This window comes from Mucilaginibacter sp. P2_A5, assembly GCF_056404995.1.
The window spans coordinates 36,243-63,122 of record NZ_JBFUCY010000028.1 but is presented as its reverse complement, the minus strand read 5'-3'; the positions used below and the strand labels follow the sequence as shown (position 1 = coordinate 63,122).

Sequence of the window (26,880 nt, the reverse complement as noted above, 5' to 3'; positions counted from 1 at the left end):
AATTTACTGAAACCTGTTATGCAAAAGGGCAGCCTTCAGCCAAACCCATCCTTAGCCCCAATGCTGCAACACGCTCCATTAACTCCGGGGGAACCTTAAGTAAGGTTTGAGTTTTCAGTCTTATTAGGTAGATACCATGCAAACAACAGCAACCAAAATTTACAGCTTAAAGGCGCTAAAAAAGTTGCATAGCTTTGAATGAGAAAATTTAAGAGGTTTTATCAACTATGTTTTTTATTGCGGCATCCAACTCATTGGCACTCTTTAAAAGCATAGCGTTTATCTCTTGAATACCCTCGTCGGCGGTCATAGTCATAAGCATATTTACCAAACCTATTAAATTGGCCAGCGGCTTCCGCACAACGTGCGATTGCAGGAACCCTATCTGGTACAACTGATCGGTTTTATTTTCAATTTCCGTTTTGGCAAATCCTAATTCAGTACGGGTGTCAACAAATTCTGTTATATTATATCCAATACAAAATATCCCTTCGGGGTTGTTATTATTATCAAATAACGCTTTAAACTCCCATTGTGTAAAAACATAACCTCCTTTACCATCGTGCTTGCGTAGTGTAGCAGGCAACAATAATTCCGGGTTTTCAAAACATCTCCCGCCAACTTCGCGGCAAATGTTAATATCATCTGGGTGCAGGGTTACATGAAAAAGCTTTCCTAATAATGAATCTTCTAAGCGGCCAAAGTTTTTGTCGTAGTTAGGGCTAACATAAGTGTACTTATTATCCATACCAATGGCAATGGCATAATAATACGAAGAGCTTTCTAAAAGCTTAATTGTTTCCCTAAAATGCAACATAGGGCAATGTATAACAATTAACGTGGCTTAGCTTAAAATAATAGGCTATTCAGGAATAAATATGGGAATGCATTTGCCCTTGTTCGTAATATCAGCCATAGTTATCAGCATTTTACCATTTTGATGTATTGTTATTGTTAAATACGTGCCGGCATACGATTTACCATTCACAGGTAAGCGCTTCATTTTCAAACTATAATTTGGGTTATTAATTCGCATCCATTGTTACATTCTGCTCTTTATCTTTTCAATAAATTTAAGTACGTTTGGGGAAATGTGAATTTTTAATTTTTTTACGACTGATCTTACTAATTAAACATGAAGTTATTTATTAAAAAACCTATTGCGCAATTGATGGCTGCTTCGGCAGAAACGGAGAAAACGCTTAAAAGAACTTTAGGCGTTGGATCGCTTATAGCACTGGGTATTGGCGCAATTATAGGTGCCGGTATCTTTGTACGAACGGCAGCGGCAGCAGGCGAACATGCCGGTCCGGCTGTTACCATTTCATTTCTGATAGCGGCAGCGGGTTGCGCATTGGCCGGTTTATGCTACGCAGAATTTGCCAGTATGATCCCTATTGCAGGATCAGCTTACACTTACTCTTACGCTACCATGGGCGAATTCATCGCCTGGATCATCGGCTGGGATTTGGTGCTTGAATACGCTTTGGGCGCGGCTACGGTTTCAATAGGCTGGTCGCAGTATTTTAACGAGTTTTTGCACACATTTTTTAATGTACATATTCCCTACGCGTGGTCCCATTCGTTTATGGAAACCTCAAATACCACCGCCGGCATGTACGTTAGCGAGTTGGGCACAAGAGGTATTGTAAATTTGCCTGCCATCCTCATCCTTTTCCTGCTTACCCTGTTATTAATTCGTGGTACAGCCGAATCGGCAATGGTAAATAACATCATCGTTGTAGTTAAAGTAGCTATTGTATTAATGATTATTGGCCTGGGCTGGCATTTTATTAATCCCGCCTTCCATACGCCTTATACTATACCGGCTGATGCCGGTACTGTAAAAGTTAGTGCTGGTGTAGTTAATTACGCCGATACTTTTAACCATGGCTGGCTTGGCGTGTTGCGCGGGGCAAGTGTGGTATTTTTTGCTTTTATTGGTTTTGATGCCGTATCAACCGCCGCGCAGGAAGCTAAAAACCCGCAGCGCGATATGCCAAAAGGTATCCTGATATCATTGGTTATCTGTACAGCGCTTTATATCCTATTCTCGCACGTATTAACCGGGCTGGTATCTTATAAAGACTTCCTGATCCAGGGTAAAGAAGCATCTGTGAGCTACGCTATTAAAACCGCTATGCCTGGCTATGGATGGTTAGCATCATTTGTTACCGTATCTATCCTGGCTGGTTTTTCTTCGGTTATCCTGGTGATGCTGATGGGCCAAACCCGCGTATTTTATACCATGAGTACCGATGGTTTAATCCCTAAAGTATTTTCAAAACTACACCCAAAATACCGTACCCCTTACAAATCGCAATGGTTGTTCTTCATTTTCGTGTCGTTGTTTGCCGGTTTTATTCCGGATAAATATGTTGGTGATATGGTGAGCATTGGTACCTTGTTTGCGTTTGTGCTGGTATGTTTGGGCATATTCATTTTAAGAAGGACCGATCCAACTATCGTTCGTCCGTTTAAAACGCCATGGTATATGGTGGTTTGTCCGCTGGGCGCAATCATTTGCTTGTGTATGATAGCCAGCGAAGGCTGGGAAAACTGGGCAAGGCTTATTGTTTGGTTGCTGATAGGCTTTGTTGTGTATTTTGGCTACAGCATCAAACGTTCGCATGTAAGGCATGGCAAAGTTGAGGCCGCCGTTGATCCTATCAATCCTAAATTTATTGAGTAACTGATAACAATATCAATACAAACAAAAAAGGTTCTGCAATGTCAGAACCTTTTTTGTTACCTTATCTTTTTATACTTAAAGGTATAGCCAATTATGGATAAGGATAAAAACCTTTGGGTATTGGTTTTAGTTTGCGTTATCAACTCGCTTGGCTTTGGCATTATTGTGCCGGTGTTATATTCCTACGGCAAGCAATACGGAGTTACGGGCCAAACGCTGGGCATACTCACGGCTTCGTTTTCGGTAGCTCAGTTTTTTGCTACGCCTGTTTTAGGTTCCTTGTCTGATAAATATGGGCGCAAGCCTTTGCTAATCATCAGCCTGGCCGGCACCTGCCTGTCCTTTCTGCTGTTTGCCTGGGCTGGCAACATTTTCATGCTATTTTCGGCCCGCATCCTGGATGGGTTAACCGGCGGCAACGTATCAGTAGCGCAGGCCATGGTATCTGATACGGCCACACCCAAAAACAGGGCGAAAAAGTTTGGCATCATTGGCTCGGCATTTGGTTTTGGTTTTGTGATAGGGCCTGCAATAGGCGGCTTGCTCAATAAATTCGGGCCGCAGGTACCTTTCTTTTTTGCGGCGGGCATCGCGTTTGTAGGTACCCTTTGCACTATTTTATTCCTGAAGGAAACCAATCCTGCCGAAACACAAAACAAAACTATTAGAGCCAATTTTAAACTTTCGGCATTAATTACCACCCTTAAGCGGCCTGTTATCGGCACAGCCGTATTCACGGGCTTTATGCTTACCATGGCACAGTTCACTATGATTATTGGTTTTCAAACCTTTAGTGTTGATGTATTGAAGATAACCCCCACCCAGATAGGTATTTTATACGCGGGCTTTGGCATCAGCGGGATAGTGATGCAACTATCGGTGCCACTGCTCACCAAATTGATCCCGTCAAAATCCGCAATCCTGGTGCTGTCAACCATGTTATGTATGGCGGCCATGTTTATCACCGGCCTTACTAATGAGTTCCTTACGTTTGTTATCGGGATATGCGCCTATGGCCTGTTTAACGGGTTACGCAACCCCATGATCAACGCTATTATTGCCGATCATATAAACCATAACGAACAGGGAAAAATCCTGGGCATTAACCAATCTTATGCCTCCATAGGGCAAACATTAGGGCCGGTTACCGCCGGTTTCGCTGCATTAATATCGGTACATAGTATTTTCTTTTTATCATCTTGCTATATTTTATTCGCATTTTTGCTCAGTTTCCGGTTAAAGTCAAAAGCATAAATTCCTAAAGCCATGCACCCATTAGTTTTCAGAGAGATATTATCCGTTACCATGATCCTGTTTGCCATTATCGATATCCTGGGCGCCATACCGGTAATTATCCAGGTACGCCAGCGCGTAGGCCACATCGAATCGGAAAAAGCAAGCATCGCCGTGCTGGTTTTAATGGTTGTTTTTTTGTTTGTAGGTGATGAGCTACTGGCCATTATCGGGTTGGATATTTCCTCCTTCGCGATAGCAGGCTCTCTCGTGATTTTTATCATCGCCATGGAAATGGTATTAGGCGTCGACTTTTTTAAGGAAGAGGTGCCCCTTTCCGCATCCATAGTGCCTATAGCCTTCCCGCTGATAGCCGGCGCAGGAACAATGACTACGTTATTATCTTTAAAATCTCAGTATCAAACCCAAAACATTATTGTAGGCATTGTACTAAACACCATTGTAGTTTACCTGGTGCTTAAAAATGTAAAGTGGATAGAGAAGCTTTTGGGCCCGGTTGGGTTGAGTATATTGCGTAAATCGTTCGGGATAATTTTGCTGGCGATAGCTATCAAGTTGTTTAGGGCGAACACGCATCTTTAGCCCCCCAGCCCCCTGAAGGGGGAGTTTTTTGATTTGCTTAAACTTTACATTACTCATAAATGACATTTGATGCTAACAAAATCAACAAATTCTGGGATTGGTTTAAAACCATATCCGATGACCTTTTAGATCATGACAATAATCAAACGCTTATTTACCAGTTGGACGATCGGGTGAACCGTCTTGGTGCTGTTAGCTGGGAGATTGGCCCATGGGAAAATAACTCTCAATTTTTTGCGCTGTCTCCCAATTTAGATATCGACATGCTGACTTTCACCCAACAAGCAATTGCTTTGGCCCCGGCTTGCAAGGGGTGGCATTTTCTGCCCTCAAAACCACCTAAGGAATGGAATGGGATTTGGCAAATGAGAAACGAACGAGGTATGAATATAACAATTGATACCAGCGCCTGGCAATATATTTTGTATCACTTTGACGATGGAACCTTTGCTATCGACATTAAGATAACCGAACTTGATGGCAACCGTGAAATTCAACAAAATGCCGTTAGTATTGCTTTAACCGGCTACCTGGGCGAGGAGAATTTTATGTGGTTAATTAGTGATATTCAAATAGTTGATGATTTTGAAGAAGAAGTAAAAAGAAAAGCGACAGCCCTAAAACACATCAAAAATCATATTGAAAGTTTACCATGAGCGAGGAATTAAAAAAGAAAGCCTATCTATTAGCATCAAGACTCATTAACCAGGGCTATGACTATGAAGTAATTCGTGCGCGGATGGATAAAGAGGGCATACCTGAGGAAATGATTAAACAGGTAATCAAAAATCTGACAGTACAACAAATAGTCGAAGTAACTAAAGAGAACAAGCCCTTTTTTAACATTGCCTTAATAAAAATAGGAATTGGAATTTTGCTTGCTATTATATCTGCCATTTTGATACCAGGGCAGATTTATTTACCCATTGGGTTGATAGGTACTGGTATTGCCGCTGCTTTTTTATTTAAATCCAAATAGCCAAATTTCTCAACTCCCGCGAGGTTAGCGAAGCGTAACTCGCGGGTAAACCGGGGTAAGCTTATAGCTTACGCAGTTCAGCTAAAAGCTGAAACCAGCTTTTGTCACGAGTTTTAACCTCGCGACAGTTGGAATGCCACCAGGTTAAGGATGGTCTGGCATTTTCAAATTTTCAAATCCTCAAATTTTCAAATTGCTAAAAGCCTCGCCACAAACATCGTATCCGCTTTATGCTCATACCCCTTCAGCACCTTGCTTTCCTCCAGTTTCAATCCTAATTCTTTTACCAGGAAATCAACAACATCCTCATTCTCTCCCTTAAAGGCCGAGCAGGTGATGTAAATGAGCGGTTTGCCGGGCTTTAGGTATTTAACCACGTTTTGGGCAATGCCTTTTTGCAGGCGCTGAAAAAACTCAATTTTGGCAGGCATAAACTGGGCTATCATCTCGGGTGTGCGGCCCCAGGTGCCCGATCCGCTGCAGGGGGCATCAAGGATAATTCCGTCAAACTCGTAATTGTGCAGGGTTTGATCGATGTTGGTAGTAAGATCGAGTACCTTTTTTTGGTACTTGGTTAGTCCAGCTAACTGGAAGCGTTCATCCAGGTTGGCTAATACCGATTCGCGGATATCTGATACCACCAGTTTAATGTTGGGCTCGTCCTCGTGCAACAATAGTGATTTACCGCCCGACGCCGCGCAGGCATCCCACCAGCTATCCCAGCGTTGTGGCCTGAAAAAATCGCCGGTTTGCTGCGAGGAAAGGTCCTGCACCTCGAACCAGTTTTGTTTTGCGAAGATAGTTTCGAGCCTTGTGCCGTTAGGCAAAGCGTAACAGCCGTTGCTTTCATCTTTAAACACAACCCCGGCCTTGTTCAGTTCGGCTTTAACCAGGTGGTCGTAGCCATTACGTACGCGGATAAACAAATCCGGCTGGCAAAAAAATGATTTCAGGAATGCGTCCTTGTCAATGCCTGCCGAGATCTGCGATGTCCAGGGAAATACATCTTCCAGCTTAAATGCGGGGTAGGCGCTTTTTACCAGCGTAAGCTTATCATCAATAGTAAAATTGACGCAAGCCGCCCAGTCGGGCTTAAAGTGCAGTAAAAACGAATTGCTTTGGGTATTGCATAAAAATTCGGCAACTATCAGACGTTCATCGGTCGCCAGGTTGGGCAAAGCCTGCCCCAGGCGGAAGTAACTATATACCAAACGACTGGCTACCCGCCTGTCGGTAGATCCCATTTGCTTGTTTTGCCTGTAAAAACCGGGTAAAAATTTACTTAAGGGCGTATCAACCGGGTACTCCCCTATAATTCGCTGAAACGTTTTAAGCTGGTTTATAGCCTTCATTCTACCTGTTTAAGCTCAAAGTTAGCATACATTAACACATTTACGTGGGTATTTACCCAACCCAGCCCATTTTTTTTAATAAAGTGGAAATGGTTGTGCAGGCCGGTGAAATCTGCTTTATCCAATGCTGCAAAATTATTATCAATTAGTTGTTGGCCAAAGTACATTCCCTCGTCAAAACCTTTAATGGCAAAGTCGGTGGGCTCCACATGGTAAGCGCGGTGATAAACCCTCACAAACTCCATACTGGCATCCGATTTATAATCAACCTGGTCGCCGGATGTAATATGGGTTTTAAGGCGTTGCAAAATATCTATCTTTAAAAAACCGAACTTTTCCCAACTGGGGTGACCAAACAGCATTACCGGATAATGCCTGTTTAAAGTATCCAGCGATTTTAATGTAACCGATAAAAATGCCTGGTCGGTAGCGGCTACCACAAATATGTTTTGTTCTTTTTTTGACAGCTGCGGTATCAGCCCGCCCAATTGGCCTTTTGAGATGGTAACGATGATAACCTTAACCCTTTTGTTGCTCAGGCTATCCGTGGCATTTTTAAAGCCGCGCACATAATCCTGCTCCTGGCTAAAGCCCGACCGCAGGACAAAGATCTTTTTAGGCTTTAATTTATCGTTAATGTACTGCGCCGCGCCCCATCCATGATACTCTAACGGGGGCATTACTGTAATTAAATTATTGCTGTTGATGGTGGCCGGAGATGCAGGCGAAAGCGGTGAAACAACCGGCGATTTAGTATTAAGCACCGCGGTAAAAACTTTCATCCCGTCAGGAAAAACCGGGCCCACAATCAGGTCGCTGTTTTTGATGAGGGGATTAAAGCCGAGGCTATGCGCCTGCGCGGCCTCGTCTTTTGAATCGTACAGGCGGAGTTTAAAATTGGCGCCGCTGCTTGTAAGCGAGTCCAGGGCCAATTTAAAACCCTGGTAATACTCTACGCTCATGTTGGCCTTGGTTAAGCCCGGCGAAGTATACCTGGCGCCGGGTTTAAGATGATCTAAACCCAACGGCAATACCATAGCTATGTTTAAGGGCTTGGTACTTACAGGCTTTACGGGTGGCTTTTCGGCAACCTTTGGCTTTTCGGCTTCTGTGTCAGTTGGTTTTTTAACGGGCGCTACCTGCCGCACCTTCGGCGAACATGCAGCCAGTACCAGCGCCGTTATAAAAAACAGTAACCATTTATTCCCACTCAATTGTAGCAGGTGGTTTCGAACTGATGTCATATACTACCCGGTTAATTCCTTTTACGTTGTTAATGATCTCGTTACTGATCTTGGCCAGCAAATCGTACGGTAAATGGCACCAATCGGCGGTCATTCCATCCAGCGATTCAACAGCGCGCAGGCATATTACGTTCTCGTAAGTACGCTCATCGCCCATCACCCCTACCGACTGAACCGGCAAAAATATAGCGCCCGCCTGCCAAACTTTATCGTAAACACCGTACGACCGTAAATTGTTGATATAAATCGCATCGGCCTCCTGTAAAATCGCAACTTTTTGCGGCGTTACATCACCCAAGATCCTGATAGCCAGTCCCGGGCCCGGAAAAGGGTGCCTGCCTAAAATATTAGGATCGATACCCAATGCCTTGCCAACACGCCTTACCTCGTCTTTAAACAGCGTATTTAAAGGTTCAACCACCTTTAGTTTCATAAAATCGGGCAGTCCGCCAACGTTATGGTGCGATTTGATGGTAGCCGAAGGCCCTTTAACCGAAACCGACTCAATAATATCCGGATAAATAGTACCCTGGCCAAGCCATTTTACATCTTTAACCTCGTGTGCGGCATCATCAAATACCTCAATAAACACCCGGCCAATAGCCTTCCGTTTCTTTTCAGGATCGCTTAAGCCGGCCAGTGCATCGTAAAAGCGTTGCTTGGCGTCAATACCTTTTATATTTAAGCCCATGTGCTTGTACGAATCGAGCACCTGCTCATACTCGTCCTTACGCAACAGGCCATTATCAACAAATATGCAATGCAGATTGGTACCTATGGCATGGTGCAGCAACACCGCTGCAACCGATGAATCAACACCTCCCGATAACCCTAACACTACCTTATCATCACCTAACTTCTCTTTTAAAGCGGCAATGGTAGTTTCAATAAACGAATCTGGTGTCCAGTCCTGGTGGCAGCCGCAGATATCAACCAAAAAGTTTTCCAGCAGCTGCTTGCCGTCAATGCTATGGGTTACTTCGGGGTGAAACTGAATGCCATAAGTTTGGGTGCCGGTTACCTGGTAAGCCGCAATTTTAACAGTATCGGTACTGGCAATAATCTCGAAGTTATCGCCAATGCTTGATATGGTATCAGCATGCGACATCCAAACCTGCGAGCTTTCGGGTATATTTTTAAACAGCGGATTTTCCCTGTTAATGTATTCAAGGTTTGCACGGCCATACTCCCGGGTGCTTGATGGCAATACCTCGCCGCCATGGAAATGTGCCACATACTGAGCCCCGTAACAAACCCCTAAAATAGGGCGTGTAGTGTGAAACTGCTCGAAATCAAAATGAGGAGCATCCTCCTGCCTTACAGAATAAGGACTACCGGAAAGGATAATACCTTTTACAGTGCTGTCAATTTCGGGATAATGATTAAAGGGGTGGATCTCACAGTAAATATTGAGCTCCCTGACACGGCGCGCTATAAGTTGGGTGAATTGCGAGCCAAAGTCAAGAATGAGGATTTTTTCTTGCATGGGCAAAGATAGGATTTTGATATGAGATGTGAGATATGAGATTTGAGATTTTTGATTTGGGATGTTTTTGATTTGGGATATCGGATTTGGGATTTTGGATTTTTTCAGGGCATTTTTCTAAACCGTGTGTTTGTCTGAACCCGAATTTATCAAATTAAAGAATTAACAGAATTTCAATTCAAAGAATTCTAATAATTCGACAAATTCCGGTTCAGACAAAATCATTTTCAAATCTTCAAATAATCCTCTCAAAATCTTGATACTTGATACTTACTACTTGATACTATTTTCATAGTGTTGCCTGCGGCCCGGGCTTTACACTCATACTGCACAGGCCTTAGCCACATTGGCCGGTATCCGTTTCAATCCCTAACACATTTATCTGAATCAGAATTTTCAGAATTAAAGAATTGACAGAATTTTATCTTGAGGCAGCAAAAGAAAAGACTTAAGCCCATGGTTGGATTTTGAACATAAATTTAATCTTTATTCTTCAGCGTAAACTTTATCCCATAAAGTAATATCAATAAACTAATCAATATACCGATGGTGTATTCAAAATCTCTATCTGTTTCTAAAGGGATATTATGTCCGCTACCATGGTAAACCATCCACATAAAAAGACAAAAGCCTAATAAAATAATTAAAACTACCTGTATAATTTTGATTGTTAATTTCATATAGCTAACCGCTCTCCCCTTCCCTTTTAACCAACAACACCTCATCCCCGTCCAGTAACAAATATCCATACTCGTAGCAAAACATATAGGTTGATCCGGTCTTGGTTTGATAGATACTGGTGATGTGGTCAAAATCGAATCCTTTTGCTGCCAGTTTTTTGCGGGTGGTTTTTGTTTTGCCGGTTGGGTTTAGCTCTTCCAGTATGCGGCGGTTGCGGCGCAATATGTTGTTGATATTGCGCACCAGGTTATAGCTGCTGCTGTTTAGCTGGTTATTATAATTATTTCGGCATAGGTCGTTACAGAATTTTTTATCGGCCCGGCCGTGCAGGGGTTCGCCGCAATCCAAACAGTTTCTTTCCTGGTTCATGTGATAAAGTTAGGTAATTATTTATCCGTTTGCAAACGCTTACAAATGGATACTATCGACTGTAAACGGTTATTATCCGGTTAAATTTTCGGGGTAGCTGCACCTTTGTATCGTTATCAAAACAAACAGTAACATTAAAAAATAAAACGATGAACACATTAAGAAACAGTGTACGCCTTGTAGGCAACTTAGGTATGGACCCCGAAGTAAAAGTTTTTGACAGCAACAAAAAAATGGTGCGGGTATCCCTGGCCACCAACGAAAGTTATAAAAATGACAAAGGCGAAAAAATAACCGATACCACCTGGCATAACCTGGTATTTTGGAACACCGCTGCCAAACTTGCCGAAGACCTGCTAAAAAAAGGCGATGAAGTAGCCATTGAAGGCAAACTGGCCAACCGCAACTACGTGGATAAAGATGGTGTTAAACGCTATATATCTGAAATTGTGGTAAACGACTTTTTAAAAGTTGGCGCGAAAGGCTGAAGAGCAAAAGCCGCAAACCACCCCCAGGCGGCCGAAGTCCCCCAAGCTCCCGATGCCTGTATTGACGAAGAGAAAGCAAAGGAAGTAAAAAGGGTTTCGGGCCGCTGGTTTGTAGCACCTGTGAATAAAGACGATGAAAAGTGATCCGGTTTGATTTTAGCAGCGTTTACATACTCAATGTTGCCTAAGCGGGGAACCTGTGGTGTTTCCTGCTTAGGCCAATTATATCAGGTGTATCTATTACTACTGGCATTGCCGTACAGCAATTGCCGATTTTTCCCGGTGATTTCTACGCTAATAAATCACTTTTTGCAGAAATAGCTTTGTTGCTGTGTACAATCCTATAAAAAATTGCGGTGTATTTAGGCCATTAAATTTGCGTTTTAAACTTTTTTACCTCATATAATAGCTTATAGGTAACCCCTACGGGGCATAAAGGAATTTTAGATACACATTGTTTAGGGTAGCCTCTACGAGGCAAAAAGACGATGGGTGCCTATTTCTACAAACAGGTAGTGCCTAAGGCACATGCATATCATTTACGAGTAATTTATAGTTACATTAAATGCATTGTGGTAAGCGCCTGCTGGTAACAGAATAATTGATCTACAGGAAATTGTGAAAACCATGCCTCGTAGAGGCTACCTGTTTGTAGAAACAAAATGTTAAATGTTTTTATGCCCCGTAGGGGCTACCTCTCTTTTTAAGCGATTGCGGGTATTTAGGCCGGGCCCGTAGTGGCTTTGAATATTGAATAGTATATTTGAGTCCAATTATATCTACCCGTATGGATCCAGGAGAAGCATCTATGTTTGAAACTGTATTTAACCAGATTAGTTTCCCCATGACTATTATCAAGCCCAATATCCCGCGGTTTACTATAATAGCCATGAATGAGGTACGCATAAAAGCAACCCCAATACCGGCAGACAAAATGATTGGCAAGGACACCTTCGACGTTTTTAAACCCTGGGACAAAAACAGCGAAGAGCAACTGACCCTGCTAAAAAACGGGCTTATTGAAGCGGTAGAGCAAAAGAAACACGTTAAACTCCCCTTACTTTATTTCGAAATCCCTGTTCCCGGCGGGGCCCCGGTTCAGGGTTGGGCGCAAACTGAAATTACGCCGATTTTTGACAGTGAAGGCAACGTAGAATACCTGTTAAGCATGGCCAAAAATGTGACTGAGCAGGAGCTAAACAAACTGGCTTTAGCAGAAGCAAGGAAAAAAGAACTGGCGATGGCCGAAGAGCTTGCCCAAGCCAATAATGAGCTGCAAAACTTTAATGAAGAGTTGCGCGCCGTGAATGAAGAATTAGCTTGTACCAACGAAGAGCTTGCCGTTACAAACGAACAGCTATACACATCAAATGAACTGCTGGAACAATCGCGCGAAAGTTTGCAACTACTCAACACCGAACTGGAAGACCGTATTTTAAGGCGTACCAAAGCTTTAACCGATAGCGAAACCCGTTTCAGAACGATGTTTGAAACCATATCGCAAATGGCATGGACTGTTAATAACAACGCCGAAGCAACCTTTTTTAACAAAAGATGGTACGACTATACCGGCCTTGATTTTGAAGCCAGTAAAGGATATGGATGGAAAGAAGCGATGCATCCTGACGATGTGGAAGCAGCCCTTAACAAATTCAGGGATATGCAATTGGGCTTAAGTAATGGTGGCGGCATCGAGAACAGGATTAAAGGCAACGACGGCGAATTTCGCTGGCATTTAACCAGGATGGTGCCGGTTAAAAACGAAGAGGGCGAAACTGAGCTGTGGATTGGTACAGCCACCGAGATAAACCAGCTTAAGGAACTGCAACAACAAAAAGACGACTTTATAAGTATTGCCAGCCATGAACTTAAAACTCCGATGACCAGCCTTAAAGGTTCGTTACAATTATTGGAGCGGTTAACTAATACCCCTACTTCGCCCATGCTGCCTAAGCTGATAGCCCAATCGAGCAGGAGTATGCATAAAATTACAGCCCTTGTTGAAGATCTGTTGAACTTAAGCAGAATAAACCAGGATCGCCTGCAATTGACCAAATCGGCCTTTGTACTTTCAAAAATAGTAAGCGCCGGCAGCAGCGAAATACGGTTGGCAGAGGAATATAAAATAATAGTAACAGGCGATCTGGAACTGGAAGTATTTGCCGACGAGCACCAGATAGACCAGGTGCTGGTAAACTTTATAAACAACGCGGTAAAATATGCCCCGCGGTCAAAAGATATCCTTGTGTTAGTTGAAAAGATAAACAATATGGCCAGGGTTACGGTAACAGATAAAGGGCCCGGCATACATCCTGAAGAAGTAAAGCATATTTTTGAACGCTATTACCGGGTAGAAACTGCCGGCTTTCAAACAGGCGGGCTGGGCCTGGGGCTGTACATTAGCGCCGAAATTATTAAACAACATGAAGGGCAGATAGGCGTTTATAGCGAACCCGGGAAAGGGAGCAGTTTTTGGTTTACTATTCCGATAGGGATTTAATTCTCTATGAATTTTATATCCCTCCCTTTACCTCTTCCCCATACCTCTCAGTCTCGCCAACCCGCATATAAACGGTTTTTTCTACAATATTGTGGATCACTTCGTCCAGTTCGCGGGCGGAGGTATCAAGATGGGCAACTATTTCTTTATTTAAAGGATTTAACATATCATCCCTGTCGAATAAATTGACCAGGCCGAGGATGGTAGCCACCGGCCGCCTGAGTTCGTGTGAACTTATATTAGCAATGGAGTGCAGCCTGTTGTTCTGATCCAGGATATTTTCTTCGTTTCTTTTGCTTTCTATCAAAACCCGCAAAATATTTACAGTACGGCCAATCAATTGGAGTTCGCTATCATTAGGCTCGCGTACAGTGTTATAATAAATGCCAAACACCGCTAAAACTTTTGACCCTTTTGAACTGATAACCGGGGTAGACCAGCATGCTTTTAATCCAAACTGGTTAGCCAGGCCCGCATAATCGGCCCAAAGGGGATCATTTTCGATATCGCTTACAATAACCTGCGTGCGGTGAAAAACCGCCGTACCACACGAACCAACAGTTGGTCCCACCGAAAGATTTTCAATTGCATCACAATAATCTTTAGGTAGCTGTGGGGCAGCAAGGTTATGTAATTTATCCTGCTCATCATCAACCTCCAAAACCGAGCAGATCATTTCGGGAAAGATACCTTCAATTCCCATCAGTAATTCCTGGGTTGTTTGGGCAAGGCTGTACCTTGATGTGGTATTTAGCTCCAGCACCTTTTTTTCCAGCGTTAAAACCCATTGCTGGATCATTATTTCGGTAATATCCCTGATAAAAACAGCTAATTGATTACCGTATGGATATACATTTACACGCAACCACGAGTTAGAAAATGTATTTAAATATTGTACCTGTAATGATTGCCTGTTGGCTAATGACCGTTGTAATTCATCAATTACCCGGGGCGTTAAACCCAGGCTTTTGATGCTCATGAGGTTGGATAATCTTATCTGGCTTGCATCCAAATTGGTCATCGCCTGGAAAGCCGGATTGAAAGCTAAAACATTCCACGCGGCATCAAGTACAATAAACCCTTCGTTAAGGCTTTGTATAGTGTGCCGCACAATATCATCACTTGCAGCATCAGATTTGGCAGTGGCACCTACAACCGGGTTTCCCGTTGAATAAATAAGGTCATCGTCATTCAGCAGGATAGACCAGGTAACGCTGTAATAACAACCATCCTTAGCTTTAACCCGGCTTTGATACCCTATTAATTTTTTATCTGCAGCCAACCTGCCAACTGATTCTTCCTTGCGTTCCTTATCAGCCGGATGGCATATCTCGGCAATATTTATCCCAAGCAACTCGGTTTCGGTATACCCAAATAAGTGCCGGAAAGAGGGGTTGGTGTGCAATATTATACCGCTCATATCCATCACAAAAAATATATCTTTTGAATGGGTAAAAAAGGATATGAGTCTTGTATCCATAGCAGGCTATTATGGCATATTTTACTATCTCTAAGTTATAAAATATTTATAATAACCAAATATTAATTTAAGGTGTGCTTACCGCAACGGGCAAAACTTTACCGTTAAAAAAACGATGACCGGTAAGCGCGAAATCAGCCACATATTTCCCCATTTCAAAGGCTAAAACAGGCGATTGATACCCCGGAAAAGCTTTCTCCAACATCTCGGTTTGTGCCGACCCTAACGCCAGGCAATTCACTTTAATATCCTGATCGGTCAGTTCCTGGGCCAAACATTCGGTTAAGGTGTGCAAGGCCGATTTACTTGCCGAATAAGCCGCCAATCCAGGAAACTTAGCGCTGCCCTGGTAGCCGCCCATACTGCCAATATTTACAATATGGCCGCCACCCGGCACCAATGGCAATAAAGCCTGGATAATACGCACATGCCCTATAAAGTTACTTTGCAACATTTCTACGAAATCGGTCTCCTGCAGTTCTGCAAAGGGCTTATTAATAAGTACGCCAGCGTTGTTAATTAAAATATCAACCCGGTTATCAAAGTTGGCTTCAATAAACTGAAGCAGACCTCCGTAATCATCATGTACAATATCAAACGTAAGAGCGTATAACTGGCAATCGGGGTTAAGGCCATGAGCAATTTCCAGCAAACGCTCCAACTTATCCTGTGAACGCGCCAGGGCAATTACTTTATGTTTACCGGATAGTATCAATTCAATTACAGCTTCAAATCCTACGCCGCTGCTGGCGCCTGTTATAATGATGTTCATATAGCCCCCTAACCCCCTGAAGGGGGAATTTAATATTTATACTATTGCGACGTTTTGATATATAGCGACTTGTTGGGCCAGACTTACGAAGTTTTAAAAGCTTCGTAAGTCTTTGACCAACTCATTTCCCCTCCTGCAATCAGCAACCTTTACTAAGTTGCGATTACAAGAATCGAGTTACCGTCGGCCTAAAATAGCACTTTTTATTAAACCGGGTAAGTTATAACGTGAAAGGATTAATTAATTGCACCTTGCCATGAAGAGATTTAAAATCGGCGATATTGTTGGTAAGCAGTGGCACCCCTTGTACTAAAGCGGTAGCATAAATGATGGCGTCTGGCAATTTAACCTTCTTATAGCGGGCTCTTAATTTGATGGTTTCCTCTGAAATCGTGTCTGTTAACGGGATAACCTCCAATTCGCTGCAAATGGCTTTAAGCAGATCATGTTCCTCATTATTTGCGAAAGCATAACCTAAAGCTTCTATTTTAGTGATCACGGATATAGCGGCGTTTTCCTGGAGTATTTTTTGGATATCTAATTCGTGTTTTGATAGATAAATCAAAACATTGGTATCAAATATCACGATCCCATTCCTTCCTTATTTCCCGCTGCCATTCCACCGGGTCCTTGATGTCGGCAAACAGATTTTTGCCCTTTGCCTCATCCAAAACCTTCTTTATGCGCTCATATTGGCTTAACTCTTCAGTTAATGGGGCCGACTGTCTGTCAACAACAACATTCCGGACATAAGGAATTTCGTTCAGGATCTTCTTGATAGATTCTGTTCTTTCGTCATCAACCTTTATGATCAGTGTTGTCATATTCTAAAGTTAGACATATTCTGTTAAAATACCAATTTTTGCTCAACCGGGTGCGCTATCAGGTAAAAACCATCGTCAATCAGTTTTTTTAGTTCGGGCTGATCTTTTGCTTTTTGTTGCAGGAAATTCCGGATATCAGATGCCAATAATGGCTCAATATCTTCATGCTCCAAAAGTTCCAGTATTTCCAGGGCACAAAGCCAGTCGTCATGATGGTCTTTTTGCAGCTTGAGCCAAACATTTCCTAAAAAGCCATAATCACCTTGTTTTTGGCGGCAATCCCGAACTTGTTGGTAAAGCTTATGTAGCTCTTTGCTTTTAAAATCATATTCTACATGATGGGTTGCCGTTCTTGATTTATAAACAGTCTCCTCAAAAGCTTCTTTATCGGCAGCACCGCAAAACACCGAAGTTACCTGGTGGCCAACGGCCATATCATAAATGCCCCAAGATGGGTCGAACAAAACAGTTTCGTCGTGGTCGGTTACCGTACAATCTGTGAAAGTAATGAGGCACGTTTTCTCTTCATGTGCCAGGATGTTTTTTACTTTTCCTTTCACAGTAATACCGCTTTCAAAATCCAGCACCACGTTTTGGTTTATGCTGATGCCGGCACTTTCCAATTGCGCTATATTCAAATCTTCAATCGGGCCCAGGTTTTTCAGCCTGCCAACCGGCGAGCTAAAGCCGTCATGATGATAGTTTTTGCCATGCCCCTTAAGCTGTTTATTATTGACTGCCAAAGCAGTAGGCCCGGTGGTTTTAATAAAACATGGTTCGCCGGCTTTATCTGCGTTAAATTCGGTAACTGTACCAGATACCTGCAAGCCCGAGCTATAAACTACGGTGCAGGTGTTTTTGCTTTCGATAGCCTTACCCAAACCATAGGTCCCGCCCCTGCGAAATGACATGGTATTGGCAAACTCTTCCAGCACATCTATCAGGTTTTGGAAAGTTGGCGTTACAAAAAGCTGCGGCTGTGTTTTGGTGATGTCATAACTATAGTTTACCGCATCAATGGTATACCAAAGTTTTTTGACCCCGGCGCCCATACAACTGGCGCTTTCGCCGATAGACGAGAGCAGGCCGGCGCCATAGATTTTTGGATTTTCTAATGTACCAATCAATCCGTACTCTACCGTCCACCAATGCAGGCGGCTTAGCAGGGCCATTTCTGATGGCTGGCCCATATTTGCCTGCCGGTAAGCAACCAGTTCATCAGCCCTGCCTATCTCCACTTCGTCGGCGTCGGGCATTTCCTTTAGTATTGATAGCGCCCGGATAGCTTCATAAAGTTCAAAATCCTGCGCCGAAAACATGGCCTTCGCTCCTATTGAGCCAAAATAACTCAGGTATTCATGATAGTCCTTATCTGCAATAATTGGCGCATGCCCTGCCGATTCGTGAATAATATCCGGCGCCGGTGTATATTCAATATGCCTTGATTGACGGATATCCGCGGCTATAACCAGCACCCGGTAGGCCTGGTATTCCATAAACGCGGCGGGCGGTATAAAACCATCAACAGTAACCGCGCCCCAGCCTATTTTAGCCAGGGCATCGTTCATTTCCTGCAGGTTGGGTATCCGCTCAATGGTTAGCCCGGCTTTGGTTAAACCGGGGATGTAGGGATAGTAGGCTACATCTTTAAGATAGCTATAATTTTGCCGCATTACATAGCGCCAAACCGCGTGGTCAATAGGCGTGTAATGCTCGTAATGTTGGTCGACTATAAATTGTTTTAAATGACCGGGCAATGCCGCAACCTGCGGATTATTAAAATCATTAAAATGGCTCATGTACGTTGGGTACGGTTTATAACAGAATGTAAAATTAACGAATAAGATTGCCTTTAATGAAACAGGCCGATGGTAAATTACAATTAATTATAACATTACTCCGAAGGGAGATCTTTCTCTAATCTATCTGAACGAAATACGTAATAAACCCCGAGTAATGAAATAAGGGCCGATGTTACATAAAAAGACAAACTTAAAACCACGGCCAGTTCGCCATTCATCTGGAATTTCTCGACTATCACCCACTTAAATATAAACTCTCGGAAACCCAGGCCGCCGACGCTAAAAGGAATAACCGCGGCCATGGACGACATCAGGAAAGCTGATAAATAAGGGGCAAATTTTCCGATGTGATGTAAACCTATCATTACGCACAAAATTGTAGTTAACTGCAACGATTGTAAAGCCACCGCCTTTAAATGGGCCTCAAAAAAGTACCTGGTATACTCTTTAAAAAATTTGTGGGCCACAAAATAATACACCGCCGTTGCAGTTAAAAACACCGCCCCAGTTAACAACGGACTGATATTTAACTGCGGAAGAAAAACAACAAGTACAGCGGTAATTAAACCAATTGCCCAAAAACCGCTCAGCCTGTCAAACAAAATTGCCCAGAAAACTTTTTTTGCGGGCATTTTATAGTTTTTGTTTAACAGGTATATTTTGTAGCCATCGCCGCCGATGCCGCCTGGTAAAAACAAGTTATAAAACATACCAAGCATGTATAAACGCAAATTAAATCGCCAGCCTATATGTAAATCTATTGATCTGAAAAAACTTAATAACCTGGAAGCTGATACAATGGTTGAAAGAAAAAAACATACCACAGCAGCCAGCGCCCACCATGGGTTTGATTGGCTCAGCAATTCTTTAACCTGGTCTATTTTGATTTTACTAAAAACGTAATAAAGCAAAGCCCCTGTAACGCATATCTTTAAAATCAGCTTGGTAACGTTCCAAAGCGTTCCTTTAAGGGTTTTGGGCTTCTTTTCGGAAGTAATGGTTTGCAAATCCTCTAACGGAAAGGTCTCGGCCGGATTAAAGGGGCCAATATAGTTTTCGTCGTATTGCTTACGTTTTTCGGTGTCGCTTAATACTTCATAAGCTTCTTCAGCTAAAGCGTTGGTTTCATTACCGTTACTTATTTTTTGATAAGCTTCATTAATCTCATTTAATGTAGCGCTGGGGTCTATGCCTAAAATATCGTAATAATCCTTACTTGTCATTGTTGAAGCAAATTAACGGCACTTACCATTTTTGGTGCAAAGCTATGTTATTTTTTTATTTGGCTCTATCGGGACAATAATTTAACAAAAATTAGCAATTATGTTTTGCAAAAATTTAGGCCGATACCATTAACCGGTGTAATCGGCTACAGCATTGATGTAATCATAATAAAATGGTAATATTCAAATCAGTGTAATCAATAACATAAATCGGTGCAATCCTAAATTCAATTGTTATTTTTGCGCAAATTTTATCAATATGAGTAAAGTAAAAGTTGGCATTGTGCAAATGAGCTGTACTGCAAATAAGCAGCAGAACTTGCAAAAGGCTATTGTTAAAGTAAGGGAAGCTGCTGCTAAAGGGGCGCAAATAGTTTGTTTACAGGAGCTATTTACCTCACTTTATTTTTGCGATGTAGAGGATTATGATAACTTTAAGCTTGCCGAGGCCATTCCCGGCCCGTCAACAGATGAGCTTTCAAAAGTTGCGGCCGAATTGAACGTGGTAATTATTGCATCGTTGTTTGAAAAACGCGCACAGGGCCTTTATCATAATACCACCGCCGTTTTGGATGCCGATGGCAGCTACTTAGGCAAATACCGCAAAATGCACATCCCCGATGATCCGGGCTTTTACGAGAAATTCTACTTTACCCCCGGCGACCTGGGTTACAAGGTATTTAATACCAAATATGGCCGCTTAGGCGTATTGATCTGCTGGGATCAATGGTATCCCGAAGCTGCCCGCATCACCGCGCTTATGGGTGCCGATATATTGTTTTACCCTACAGCTATTGGCTGGGCCACCACGCAGGACGAAGCTACCAATGTGGAGCAATACAACGCCTGGCAAACCATACAGCGCTCGCACGCGGTAGCCAACGGCGTACACGTTGTAAGTGTTAACCGTGTTGGTGAAGAAGCCGGCGTAAAATTCTGGGGCGGATCATTCTTCGCTAATCCATTCGGCGCTATCATTCATCAAACATCACACGATGAAGAGGAAGTTGTTGTTCAGGAATTGGATTTAGATAAATCCGATTATTATAGAAGCCACTGGCCATTTTTGCGTGACAGACGGATTGATTCATATCAACCGATAACAAAACGTTTATTAGACGAAGATTAATTCCCTCTATGTCATTGCGAGGAGGAACGACGTGGCAATCTCGTAGCTATGCATGTCCGCCCTGCATGCGACGAGGTTGCCGCGCTACGCTCGCAATGACATAGTGGATTATTTATTTGCATTACCAATTATGAGCCAAAAAATCTCTATTATACAAAATCCCGCTTCGCAGGGATTCGTCTTTCCTGCTGAGTGGGCACCGCATACCGCCACCTGGTTAAGCTGGCCTCACAAAGAGGCCTCATGGCCAGGCAAAATCGATCTTGTTTATCCAGCGTATATCGAATTCATCAAAATCCTAACCAAAGGCGAATTAGTACGCATAAACGTGGTTGATGAAAGCATGAAAGCATCTGTTGCTTTCCAACTGCAAAATGCCGGGGTAGATATGAGCAAAGTTGAACTATTTGAATTTGCTACCAACGATGCCTGGTGCCGAGATCATGGGCCTGCATTTTTGATAAACCCGGATACTAAACAAAAAGCTATTGTTGATTGGGGTTATAACGCATGGGGAGGTAAATATCCTCCGTTTGACCTGGATGATGTAATCCCTACAAAAATTGGTAATCACTTTGGTTTGCCGGTATTTAACCCGGGAATTGTGATGGAAGGTGGATCCGTCGACTTTAATGGCAAGGGTACCATATTAACTACCACCGCCTGCCTGCTCAACAAAAACCGTAACCCCAATTTAAACCAGGACCAGATTGAAAGCTACCTGCGTAATTTTTACGGTGCCGAACAAATTTTATGGTTGGGTGATGGCATTGTTGGCGACGATACCGATGGCCATATTGACGATATTACCCGTTTTGTAAACGAAGATACCGTTGTTACCGTAGTTGAAGAAAACAAAAACGACGATAACTATCACCTGTTGCAAGAAAACCTTGAAGCACTTAAAACCATGCGCTTGCTTAACGGTAAACAACTTAATGTAGTTGAATTACCGATGCCCGATGAAGTAATTTACGAGGACACCCGTTTACCGGCATCATACGCTAATTTCTATATTGCTAACTCGGCGGTGGTAGTACCTACGTATCGTTCGGCAAATGATGATAAGGCATTGCAAATCATCCAGCAATGTTTCCCCGACCGCGAGGTTGTGGGGATAGACTCGACAGATATTATCTGGGGATTGGGTAGCTTCCACTGCTTGAGCCAGCAGGAACCTTCGGTTTGATGTGGAAGTAACCAGATTGCAGATATGCAAATGATATCAAAACAAAAACGCCTGACTTTTTGAGCCGGGCGTTTTCGTTTAAGCAATATTTATTATTGCTTCGAAGCTAACCTGATCTCTTGTTTATCCAGGTTCCAGCCTTCCAGCAATATGGTTGGGGTTACGTTGCCTAATTTGGCAGCCGGTGCAGTTACCGATACGGTTATGCTTTCGTGCGGGGCCAGGGTAAAATAGTTGCCTGTCCAGTAGCTTGGCATAATTTCTTCGCCGTTTTTCATGAGTTGCGGGCGTACAAAAAAGGCTATTTGGTTGGAGTTGTTGGTAAACTGTATTGTCCATTTACTTTCACTTGCACCCTTTTCAGCCTTTAATACCTTAGTGCTTACCTGTGCATGTTTCATATCGTTAAGCGACCGGAAATCATCCGTAGCTGATAGCCAGTATGCGTTGTGTGATATTGTTTTACCAGCAGCATTTTTCAGGTTAAGTATTATAAAACTTACACCCTGCGTACCCGCAAGTTCATCCTTTAACTGCATAACCTCTTTAACTCCATTTGATTCAAGGTCTACATGTTTACTTGCATTTATGGTTGAACTGATGAGCCTGCTATTAATATCATAAATATCAGCAGTAGCGGTTAAATTACCTGTTGCGTGGTGCGTACGATTAATAATAGCCACACTTGAGTTATCATAGTTGTACTGAATATGAACAGGCTCGCAGGCATTTTGCATGCTGTAATAGCCTGCATTGGGCTCCAGGTACCAGTCATAAATCTGCCATATCACGCTTGGGAGCGCGGCATTCAGTTTCCAGAGCATTACACCACCGGTTTCGTTCAATTTGTGACCATCAGCCTCAAAAATACCCTGGTAGCCAATGTAGTTCAGGAACTGCATCTTATCCGAAAAGTTGACGATGCTGCTGGGTGCACCATAGCGTTTTACCATTTCGTCGTAGTACTTATCATACTGCCCTGCACCGGTGGCGGCGTCATGATATCCCCAGGTATTGTTTAAGGGGAAAGGCAAAGTTTTATCCCAGGTAAGGTTAGGAATTATTTTTGGCAGCGTGGTATAAGGCGGTTGTGATGGCAGGCCGGTTTCATCCTTAAACACCCAATCTTTACCGGCATCGGCCAGTTTGTAGTAATCTTTAGGATCTTTCCAGGCATATGGGCCACCACTGTACACTCCCGATGGCATATCATCCGGCCACGAGCCTTTCCAGCCTTCGGGCAGTTTGGCAAAACCCGATGAACTTGGGATAAACGGACGGGTGCCGTCCAGTTCAATGATATCGTTGCGCATTTTATCGTACAGTTCTTTACGGGCATGGCCTTCGTTACCGCCAGTCCAAACCAGCAGGCTTGGGTGGTTACGGATACGATAAATAGTACTCTGGACATTTTTGGTAAATACGTTGCCCTCCAAAGGCCAATCCGGCGAGCCTTTAAACTCGCCTTGCGTATCGCCGGTAATCCAAAAATCCGACCATACCATCTGGCCATATTTATCGGCCGCATTCCAAAAAGCATCGGGTTCTGTAACTCCCCCACCCCAAATGCGCACCAAATTTACATTTGCATTGCGGCACAGGTGCATCTCGTAATCATACCGCGCCGAATCCCGGTTCACCATCATATCGGGCACCCAGGCACCACCTACTAAATGTACCAGCTTGCCATTTACATAAAACTGGCGGCGTACAAAGCCATTTACTTTTTCGGCTTTTGATGATACTGTACGCACACCAAAAACAAAAGTAGTATCATCACTGATCCCCTTGGCATCGGCATATTGCAACCGGATACGGTATAGATTAGCCTTACCATAACCATTTGGCCACCATAGTTTAGGCTGATGGATAATTAACTGGCTTATTTTACCGGCATTTAACTCAACCGCTTTTCCAGAATTTGCACCTACCGATACAGCTTGCGTAAACTGGACAGGCAATCCGGCAAAGTTTTCGGGCTTTATGTTGATTGTAAGCCTGCCGGTATTGGCAACATTGGTATTGTTTGATAATGTTAAATTCAGGGAAAGTTTGGCTACGCTGGTATCGGGCAGGTTTGGCAAATTGGTTACCAGTTTTGGCCTGCCTATCGTTACCGGGCCTGTGGTACGCAGAAAAACCGGCTGCCAGATCCCCATATTACGATCGCGCACCGGCGGAATCCAGTCCCAGCCGGCAGAGCAAAGCATAGTTACATTTTTGCCAATATCGCCGGTAGGGCCTCCATTTTCGTAGAATGGACCAAGGGCTTTCAACTGTTCTTTTGCGGGATAACCTGCGTAATCCAGTGGGTAAATTTTTACGGCAAGCGCGTTTTCGCCACCGGCATTGATAGCTTTACTTACATCCAGGTTGTGCTCAGCAAACATGCCGGCGATTTGCGTGCTATCGGCAATCTGTTTACCGTTTAAATACACCGCTGCGCGGTAGTTGATGCCCTTAAATATCAGCTGAAACTGGCGGCCTTTATCATTTGCGGCAACTTTAAAAGTAGTACGGTACCAGTAAGGTTTTTTCCATGGATTGGGATCATTGGGCAAATGACTATATTGCTCCAGGTTATATTCTTTATTAAACTGATCCGAGGCATCGGGTATCAGCATATTATTTAGCCCCTGGTAAGGGTCCGGATAAATTTTATTGGCAACCAACCCCGTTAACACAGTTGAAGGCACTTTAACCGGGAACCAGTATACGGGCGAATGATATTGAGTGCTTGATAACTCAGCGCCGGTGGCGTTAACCAATGCCGACGATTGCAGATCAAAGTTAACCAGTTTAACCTGTTTTACGGGCGCAGTTTGTGCCGCCAAAAAGGTTGGCAAAACGCAGGCTGCTAAAACACCAAATACCGCATAAATAGTTTTTTTCATCATAATGTTTTTTTAACCGGGATGACGGGCGGCCATTCAGAGAATGGGCATGGAAACATCCGTCGGGCAATAAATAACAACGGTAAAACTAATTAACAATCGGCAGGATGATATTGTACTTATTTATCATTTTATCATACAAATGATACAAATACAGTTTTCAAGGACTCTTTTTGGTGGATTGTGTAATACAGTGATTGGCGAATACATGTCCCAGTTTGCGCCAAATAATAAAATGCTTAGTAATCGGACGATATTTACCTGTGCCTTGGTTTTTTAGTCATTTACACGTATCCCGGTTTTCTGAAGCTGCCTTTAAAGGCTTTGTTGATGACTTAAAGGCCAAAGTATAAATTTTACGGCCTAACTTATTTCTTCATATGATTTTCCAGTACTATCAACGGCAAATTACGGTCCCATTGCGGTTGCAAACCATGGATAAACATAAATCCATTAGCATAATTTCCCAGTATAATATCAAGCTGGCCATCGTTGTTTAAATCGGCTGTTTCCATACACATCCAGCGGCCATACTTACTTACAGGCACGGCATGTGGTTTAAAATCAAAAGCCTTATTTTGTTCAAAATAAATAAACTCCTCCTGTGGTGTGTTCTGCATATCGGCAAAAAAAGCAATAGCGGCAATATCCAAATCGCCATCACCATCAAAATCAGCAGCGATTGCTTTGGTACAGCCATTTACCGGGTAAAAATATTTTTGCTTAAAATTCCAGTTGCCGCTATTTGTAAAAATATACAGGCCATGGTAAGGTTTTAAAATACGCGAATCGTGATAATTATATCCGCAGGTATAAACCAGGTCAAGTTTACCGTCGTGGTCTATATCGGCCAGCTGGAAACTGGTTGAACTGTTTGCAGGCGGGAAAGTCAGCAGCTTCTTTGTGGTAAAACCACCTTTTTGGTTGTTTGTTAAAAGCCACAGCCCTTCATCGCCAATGCCGGTTAAAACCATCACATCGGGCCAGCCATCGTTATCAAAATCACCTTTCAAAGCCTGTACCGACCCTGCTTTATCCAGGATAGTTTGCTGTATATAGGTTTTATCCTTGTTTTGCTTTAATAAATAAACCCCTCCTTTTTTATCGCCCTGGCCGCAAACTATTAAATCGTTAAGGCCGTCTTTGTTGAAGTCGCCAACAATGGTTTGCACGGGGCGGGGTAAATCAGACGCGATGTAGGTTTGCGTAGCATTCACATCTTTGGCATCCAGGTTAAGCTTCACTATTTTCCCGTTTGGAAAATCAATGGGGGCCATTCTGCCTATGGCTGAAATAAAACCGGTATGATTTCCTGCCTCATCCTTATCAAAACTAATATCAACTCCTGCCGAGGGTAATGAGGCTATTGAATCGATCTTTAAATTGGCATCCCATGTGTATAATTTTTCATTTACCGCATCGGCGCTGTATAACTTTTTAGTTGCGGCATTAAACGCGATGGCAGTAGTAAAACTGGTTGAATTTAACGGCGACGGCTTTTTTAATGTAAAACCGGCCCAATCCTCAACTAAAGGAACCGGCTTTTTTGCCGGCAATAAAGTATCAGGAGCAAATTTCTTATAATAATCGACTATGGTAAGCCATTCTGCAATACTCGCGCCCGTTGTATCCCGCGGGTCTCTTTTAAAAAAGGAGCTGCCATAGGTCGATACGTTAAGCATAGGCGCCATGCCAACCAGTACGTGATTAAGCCAAACATTTTTAGGTAAGGCATTAATTGGAGTTAAAGCATGGCACCTGGTACACTTGAGCTGTACCAGGTTTTCGCCGTCAATTTTAACATTACCTGTTAGCTTGTAAGCCTCATTTTTGGGCTTGCAGCCATACATTAATGTTACACCAGATAGTAAAACAATAAATAAAAGCAGGTAAGCAGCAGCCAGGTATTTTTTTTTGAAGTTCATATAAACTTTAAGTAC

Annotated in this window: 22 protein-coding genes; 9 read left to right on the top strand and 13 right to left on the bottom strand. The window is 43.1% G+C overall.

Annotated elements, in window-relative coordinates; genetic code table 11:
- Positions 1 to 208: 208 nt before the first annotated feature.
- On the bottom strand, positions 209 to 817 hold the full coding sequence (locus AC1DXF_RS22100; RefSeq protein ID WP_477450875.1) for a PAS domain S-box protein: 609 nt from the start codon (positions 815 to 817) through the stop codon (positions 209 to 211).
- A gap of 318 nt (positions 818 to 1,135) precedes the next feature.
- Here AC1DXF_RS22100 and AC1DXF_RS22095 point away from each other — a divergent pair, with 318 nt between their 5' ends.
- The 5 genes from AC1DXF_RS22095 (at position 1,136) to AC1DXF_RS22075 (ending at position 5,507) form a co-directional block, all read left to right on the top strand.
- Positions 1,136 to 2,692, top strand: coding sequence for an amino acid permease (locus AC1DXF_RS22095; RefSeq protein WP_477450874.1), 1,557 nt, complete (start codon positions 1,136 to 1,138; stop codon positions 2,690 to 2,692).
- Positions 2,693 to 2,785: 93 nt separating this feature from the next.
- Complete coding sequence (locus AC1DXF_RS22090; RefSeq protein ID WP_477450873.1) at positions 2,786 to 3,946, top strand: MFS transporter; 1,161 nt, start codon at positions 2,786 to 2,788, stop codon at positions 3,944 to 3,946.
- A 12-nt stretch (positions 3,947 to 3,958) separates the two neighbouring features.
- Positions 3,959 to 4,528 (top strand): MarC family protein, encoded by a 570-nt coding sequence (locus AC1DXF_RS22085; RefSeq protein ID WP_477450872.1) that lies wholly within the window; start codon positions 3,959 to 3,961, stop codon positions 4,526 to 4,528.
- Between the two features lie 59 nt (positions 4,529 to 4,587).
- Positions 4,588 to 5,184, top strand: coding sequence for a hypothetical protein (locus AC1DXF_RS22080; RefSeq protein WP_477450871.1), 597 nt, complete (start codon positions 4,588 to 4,590; stop codon positions 5,182 to 5,184).
- Positions 5,181 to 5,507 (top strand): hypothetical protein, encoded by a 327-nt coding sequence (locus tag AC1DXF_RS22075; protein WP_477450870.1) that lies wholly within the window; start codon positions 5,181 to 5,183, stop codon positions 5,505 to 5,507. Before AC1DXF_RS22080 ends, AC1DXF_RS22075 begins: the two co-directional genes overlap by 4 nt.
- A gap of 188 nt (positions 5,508 to 5,695) precedes the next feature.
- On the opposite strand, the gene AC1DXF_RS22070 is transcribed toward AC1DXF_RS22075, so the two are convergent.
- From AC1DXF_RS22070 to AC1DXF_RS22055, 4 genes are all read right to left on the bottom strand, one after another.
- Positions 5,696 to 6,859, bottom strand: a complete 1,164-nt coding sequence (locus AC1DXF_RS22070; RefSeq protein ID WP_477450869.1) for an RsmB/NOP family class I SAM-dependent RNA methyltransferase — start codon at positions 6,857 to 6,859, stop codon at positions 5,696 to 5,698.
- Positions 6,856 to 8,103, bottom strand: a complete 1,248-nt coding sequence (locus AC1DXF_RS22065) for an ABC transporter substrate-binding protein (protein WP_477450868.1) — start codon at positions 8,101 to 8,103, stop codon at positions 6,856 to 6,858. The genes AC1DXF_RS22070 and AC1DXF_RS22065 overlap by 4 nt, the downstream gene beginning before the upstream one ends.
- Positions 8,060 to 9,589 carry a glutamine-hydrolyzing GMP synthase gene (gene guaA / locus AC1DXF_RS22060; protein ID WP_477450867.1) on the bottom strand — a complete coding sequence of 510 codons (1,530 nt, stop codon included), beginning with the start codon at positions 9,587 to 9,589 and terminating at the stop codon, positions 8,060 to 8,062. The genes AC1DXF_RS22065 and guaA overlap by 44 nt, the downstream gene beginning before the upstream one ends.
- Positions 9,590 to 10,273: 684 nt before the next feature.
- Complete coding sequence (locus tag AC1DXF_RS22055) at positions 10,274 to 10,639, bottom strand: hypothetical protein (RefSeq protein ID WP_477450866.1); 366 nt, start codon at positions 10,637 to 10,639, stop codon at positions 10,274 to 10,276.
- Positions 10,640 to 10,788: 149 nt separating this feature from the next.
- Here AC1DXF_RS22055 and AC1DXF_RS22050 point away from each other — a divergent pair, with 149 nt between their 5' ends.
- Positions 10,789 to 11,127, top strand: coding sequence for a single-stranded DNA-binding protein (locus AC1DXF_RS22050; RefSeq protein ID WP_477450865.1), 339 nt, complete (start codon positions 10,789 to 10,791; stop codon positions 11,125 to 11,127).
- Positions 11,128 to 11,914: 787 nt separating this feature from the next.
- Entirely contained in the window at positions 11,915 to 13,627 is a 1,713-nt protein-coding gene (locus AC1DXF_RS22045; RefSeq protein ID WP_477450864.1) for an ATP-binding protein, read from the top strand.
- Positions 13,628 to 13,640: 13 nt separating this feature from the next.
- On the opposite strand, the gene AC1DXF_RS22040 is transcribed toward AC1DXF_RS22045, so the two are convergent.
- The 6 genes from AC1DXF_RS22040 to AC1DXF_RS22015 all read right to left on the bottom strand — a co-directional run bounded on the left by AC1DXF_RS22040 (position 13,641) and on the right by AC1DXF_RS22015 (position 19,728).
- Positions 13,641 to 15,107 (bottom strand): PAS domain S-box protein, encoded by a 1,467-nt coding sequence (locus AC1DXF_RS22040; protein ID WP_477450863.1) that lies wholly within the window; start codon positions 15,105 to 15,107, stop codon positions 13,641 to 13,643.
- A 67-nt stretch (positions 15,108 to 15,174) separates the two neighbouring features.
- Positions 15,175 to 15,879 carry an SDR family NAD(P)-dependent oxidoreductase gene (locus tag AC1DXF_RS22035; protein WP_477450862.1) on the bottom strand — a complete coding sequence of 235 codons (705 nt, stop codon included), beginning with the start codon at positions 15,877 to 15,879 and terminating at the stop codon, positions 15,175 to 15,177.
- A 220-nt stretch (positions 15,880 to 16,099) separates the two neighbouring features.
- A complete protein-coding gene (locus AC1DXF_RS22030) occupies positions 16,100 to 16,444 on the bottom strand; it encodes a type II toxin-antitoxin system VapC family toxin (protein ID WP_477450861.1) in 345 nt (114 codons plus the stop codon).
- A 10-nt stretch (positions 16,445 to 16,454) separates the two neighbouring features.
- On the bottom strand, positions 16,455 to 16,703 hold the full coding sequence (locus AC1DXF_RS22025) for a hypothetical protein (RefSeq protein ID WP_477450860.1): 249 nt from the start codon (positions 16,701 to 16,703) through the stop codon (positions 16,455 to 16,457).
- Between the two features lie 23 nt (positions 16,704 to 16,726).
- Positions 16,727 to 18,502: an aromatic amino acid hydroxylase gene (locus AC1DXF_RS22020; RefSeq protein ID WP_477450859.1), complete on the bottom strand. Its 1,776-nt coding sequence runs from the start codon at positions 18,500 to 18,502 to the stop codon at positions 16,727 to 16,729.
- A gap of 95 nt (positions 18,503 to 18,597) precedes the next feature.
- A complete protein-coding gene (locus AC1DXF_RS22015) occupies positions 18,598 to 19,728 on the bottom strand; it encodes a flippase-like domain-containing protein (RefSeq protein WP_477450858.1) in 1,131 nt (376 codons plus the stop codon).
- Between the two features lie 259 nt (positions 19,729 to 19,987).
- Between AC1DXF_RS22015 and AC1DXF_RS22010 the strand changes: the two genes are divergently transcribed.
- Together AC1DXF_RS22010 and AC1DXF_RS22005 are read left to right on the top strand one after the other, a co-directional pair.
- Positions 19,988 to 20,857, top strand: coding sequence for a carbon-nitrogen hydrolase (locus AC1DXF_RS22010; RefSeq protein ID WP_477450857.1), 870 nt, complete (start codon positions 19,988 to 19,990; stop codon positions 20,855 to 20,857).
- 130 nt (positions 20,858 to 20,987) lie between these two features.
- The gene (locus AC1DXF_RS22005; protein ID WP_477450856.1) at positions 20,988 to 22,046 is read left to right on the top strand and encodes an agmatine deiminase family protein; all 1,059 of its coding nucleotides are present in this window, start codon (positions 20,988 to 20,990) and stop codon (positions 22,044 to 22,046) included.
- A gap of 92 nt (positions 22,047 to 22,138) precedes the next feature.
- On the opposite strand, the gene AC1DXF_RS22000 is transcribed toward AC1DXF_RS22005, so the two are convergent.
- Together AC1DXF_RS22000 and AC1DXF_RS21995 are read right to left on the bottom strand one after the other, a co-directional pair.
- The gene (locus tag AC1DXF_RS22000) at positions 22,139 to 24,943 is read right to left on the bottom strand and encodes a glycoside hydrolase family 2 protein (RefSeq protein WP_477450855.1); all 2,805 of its coding nucleotides are present in this window, start codon (positions 24,941 to 24,943) and stop codon (positions 22,139 to 22,141) included.
- Between the two features lie 365 nt (positions 24,944 to 25,308).
- On the bottom strand, positions 25,309 to 26,865 hold the full coding sequence (locus AC1DXF_RS21995; RefSeq protein WP_477450854.1) for an FG-GAP repeat domain-containing protein: 1,557 nt from the start codon (positions 26,863 to 26,865) through the stop codon (positions 25,309 to 25,311).
- Positions 26,866 to 26,880 lie beyond the last annotated feature (15 nt).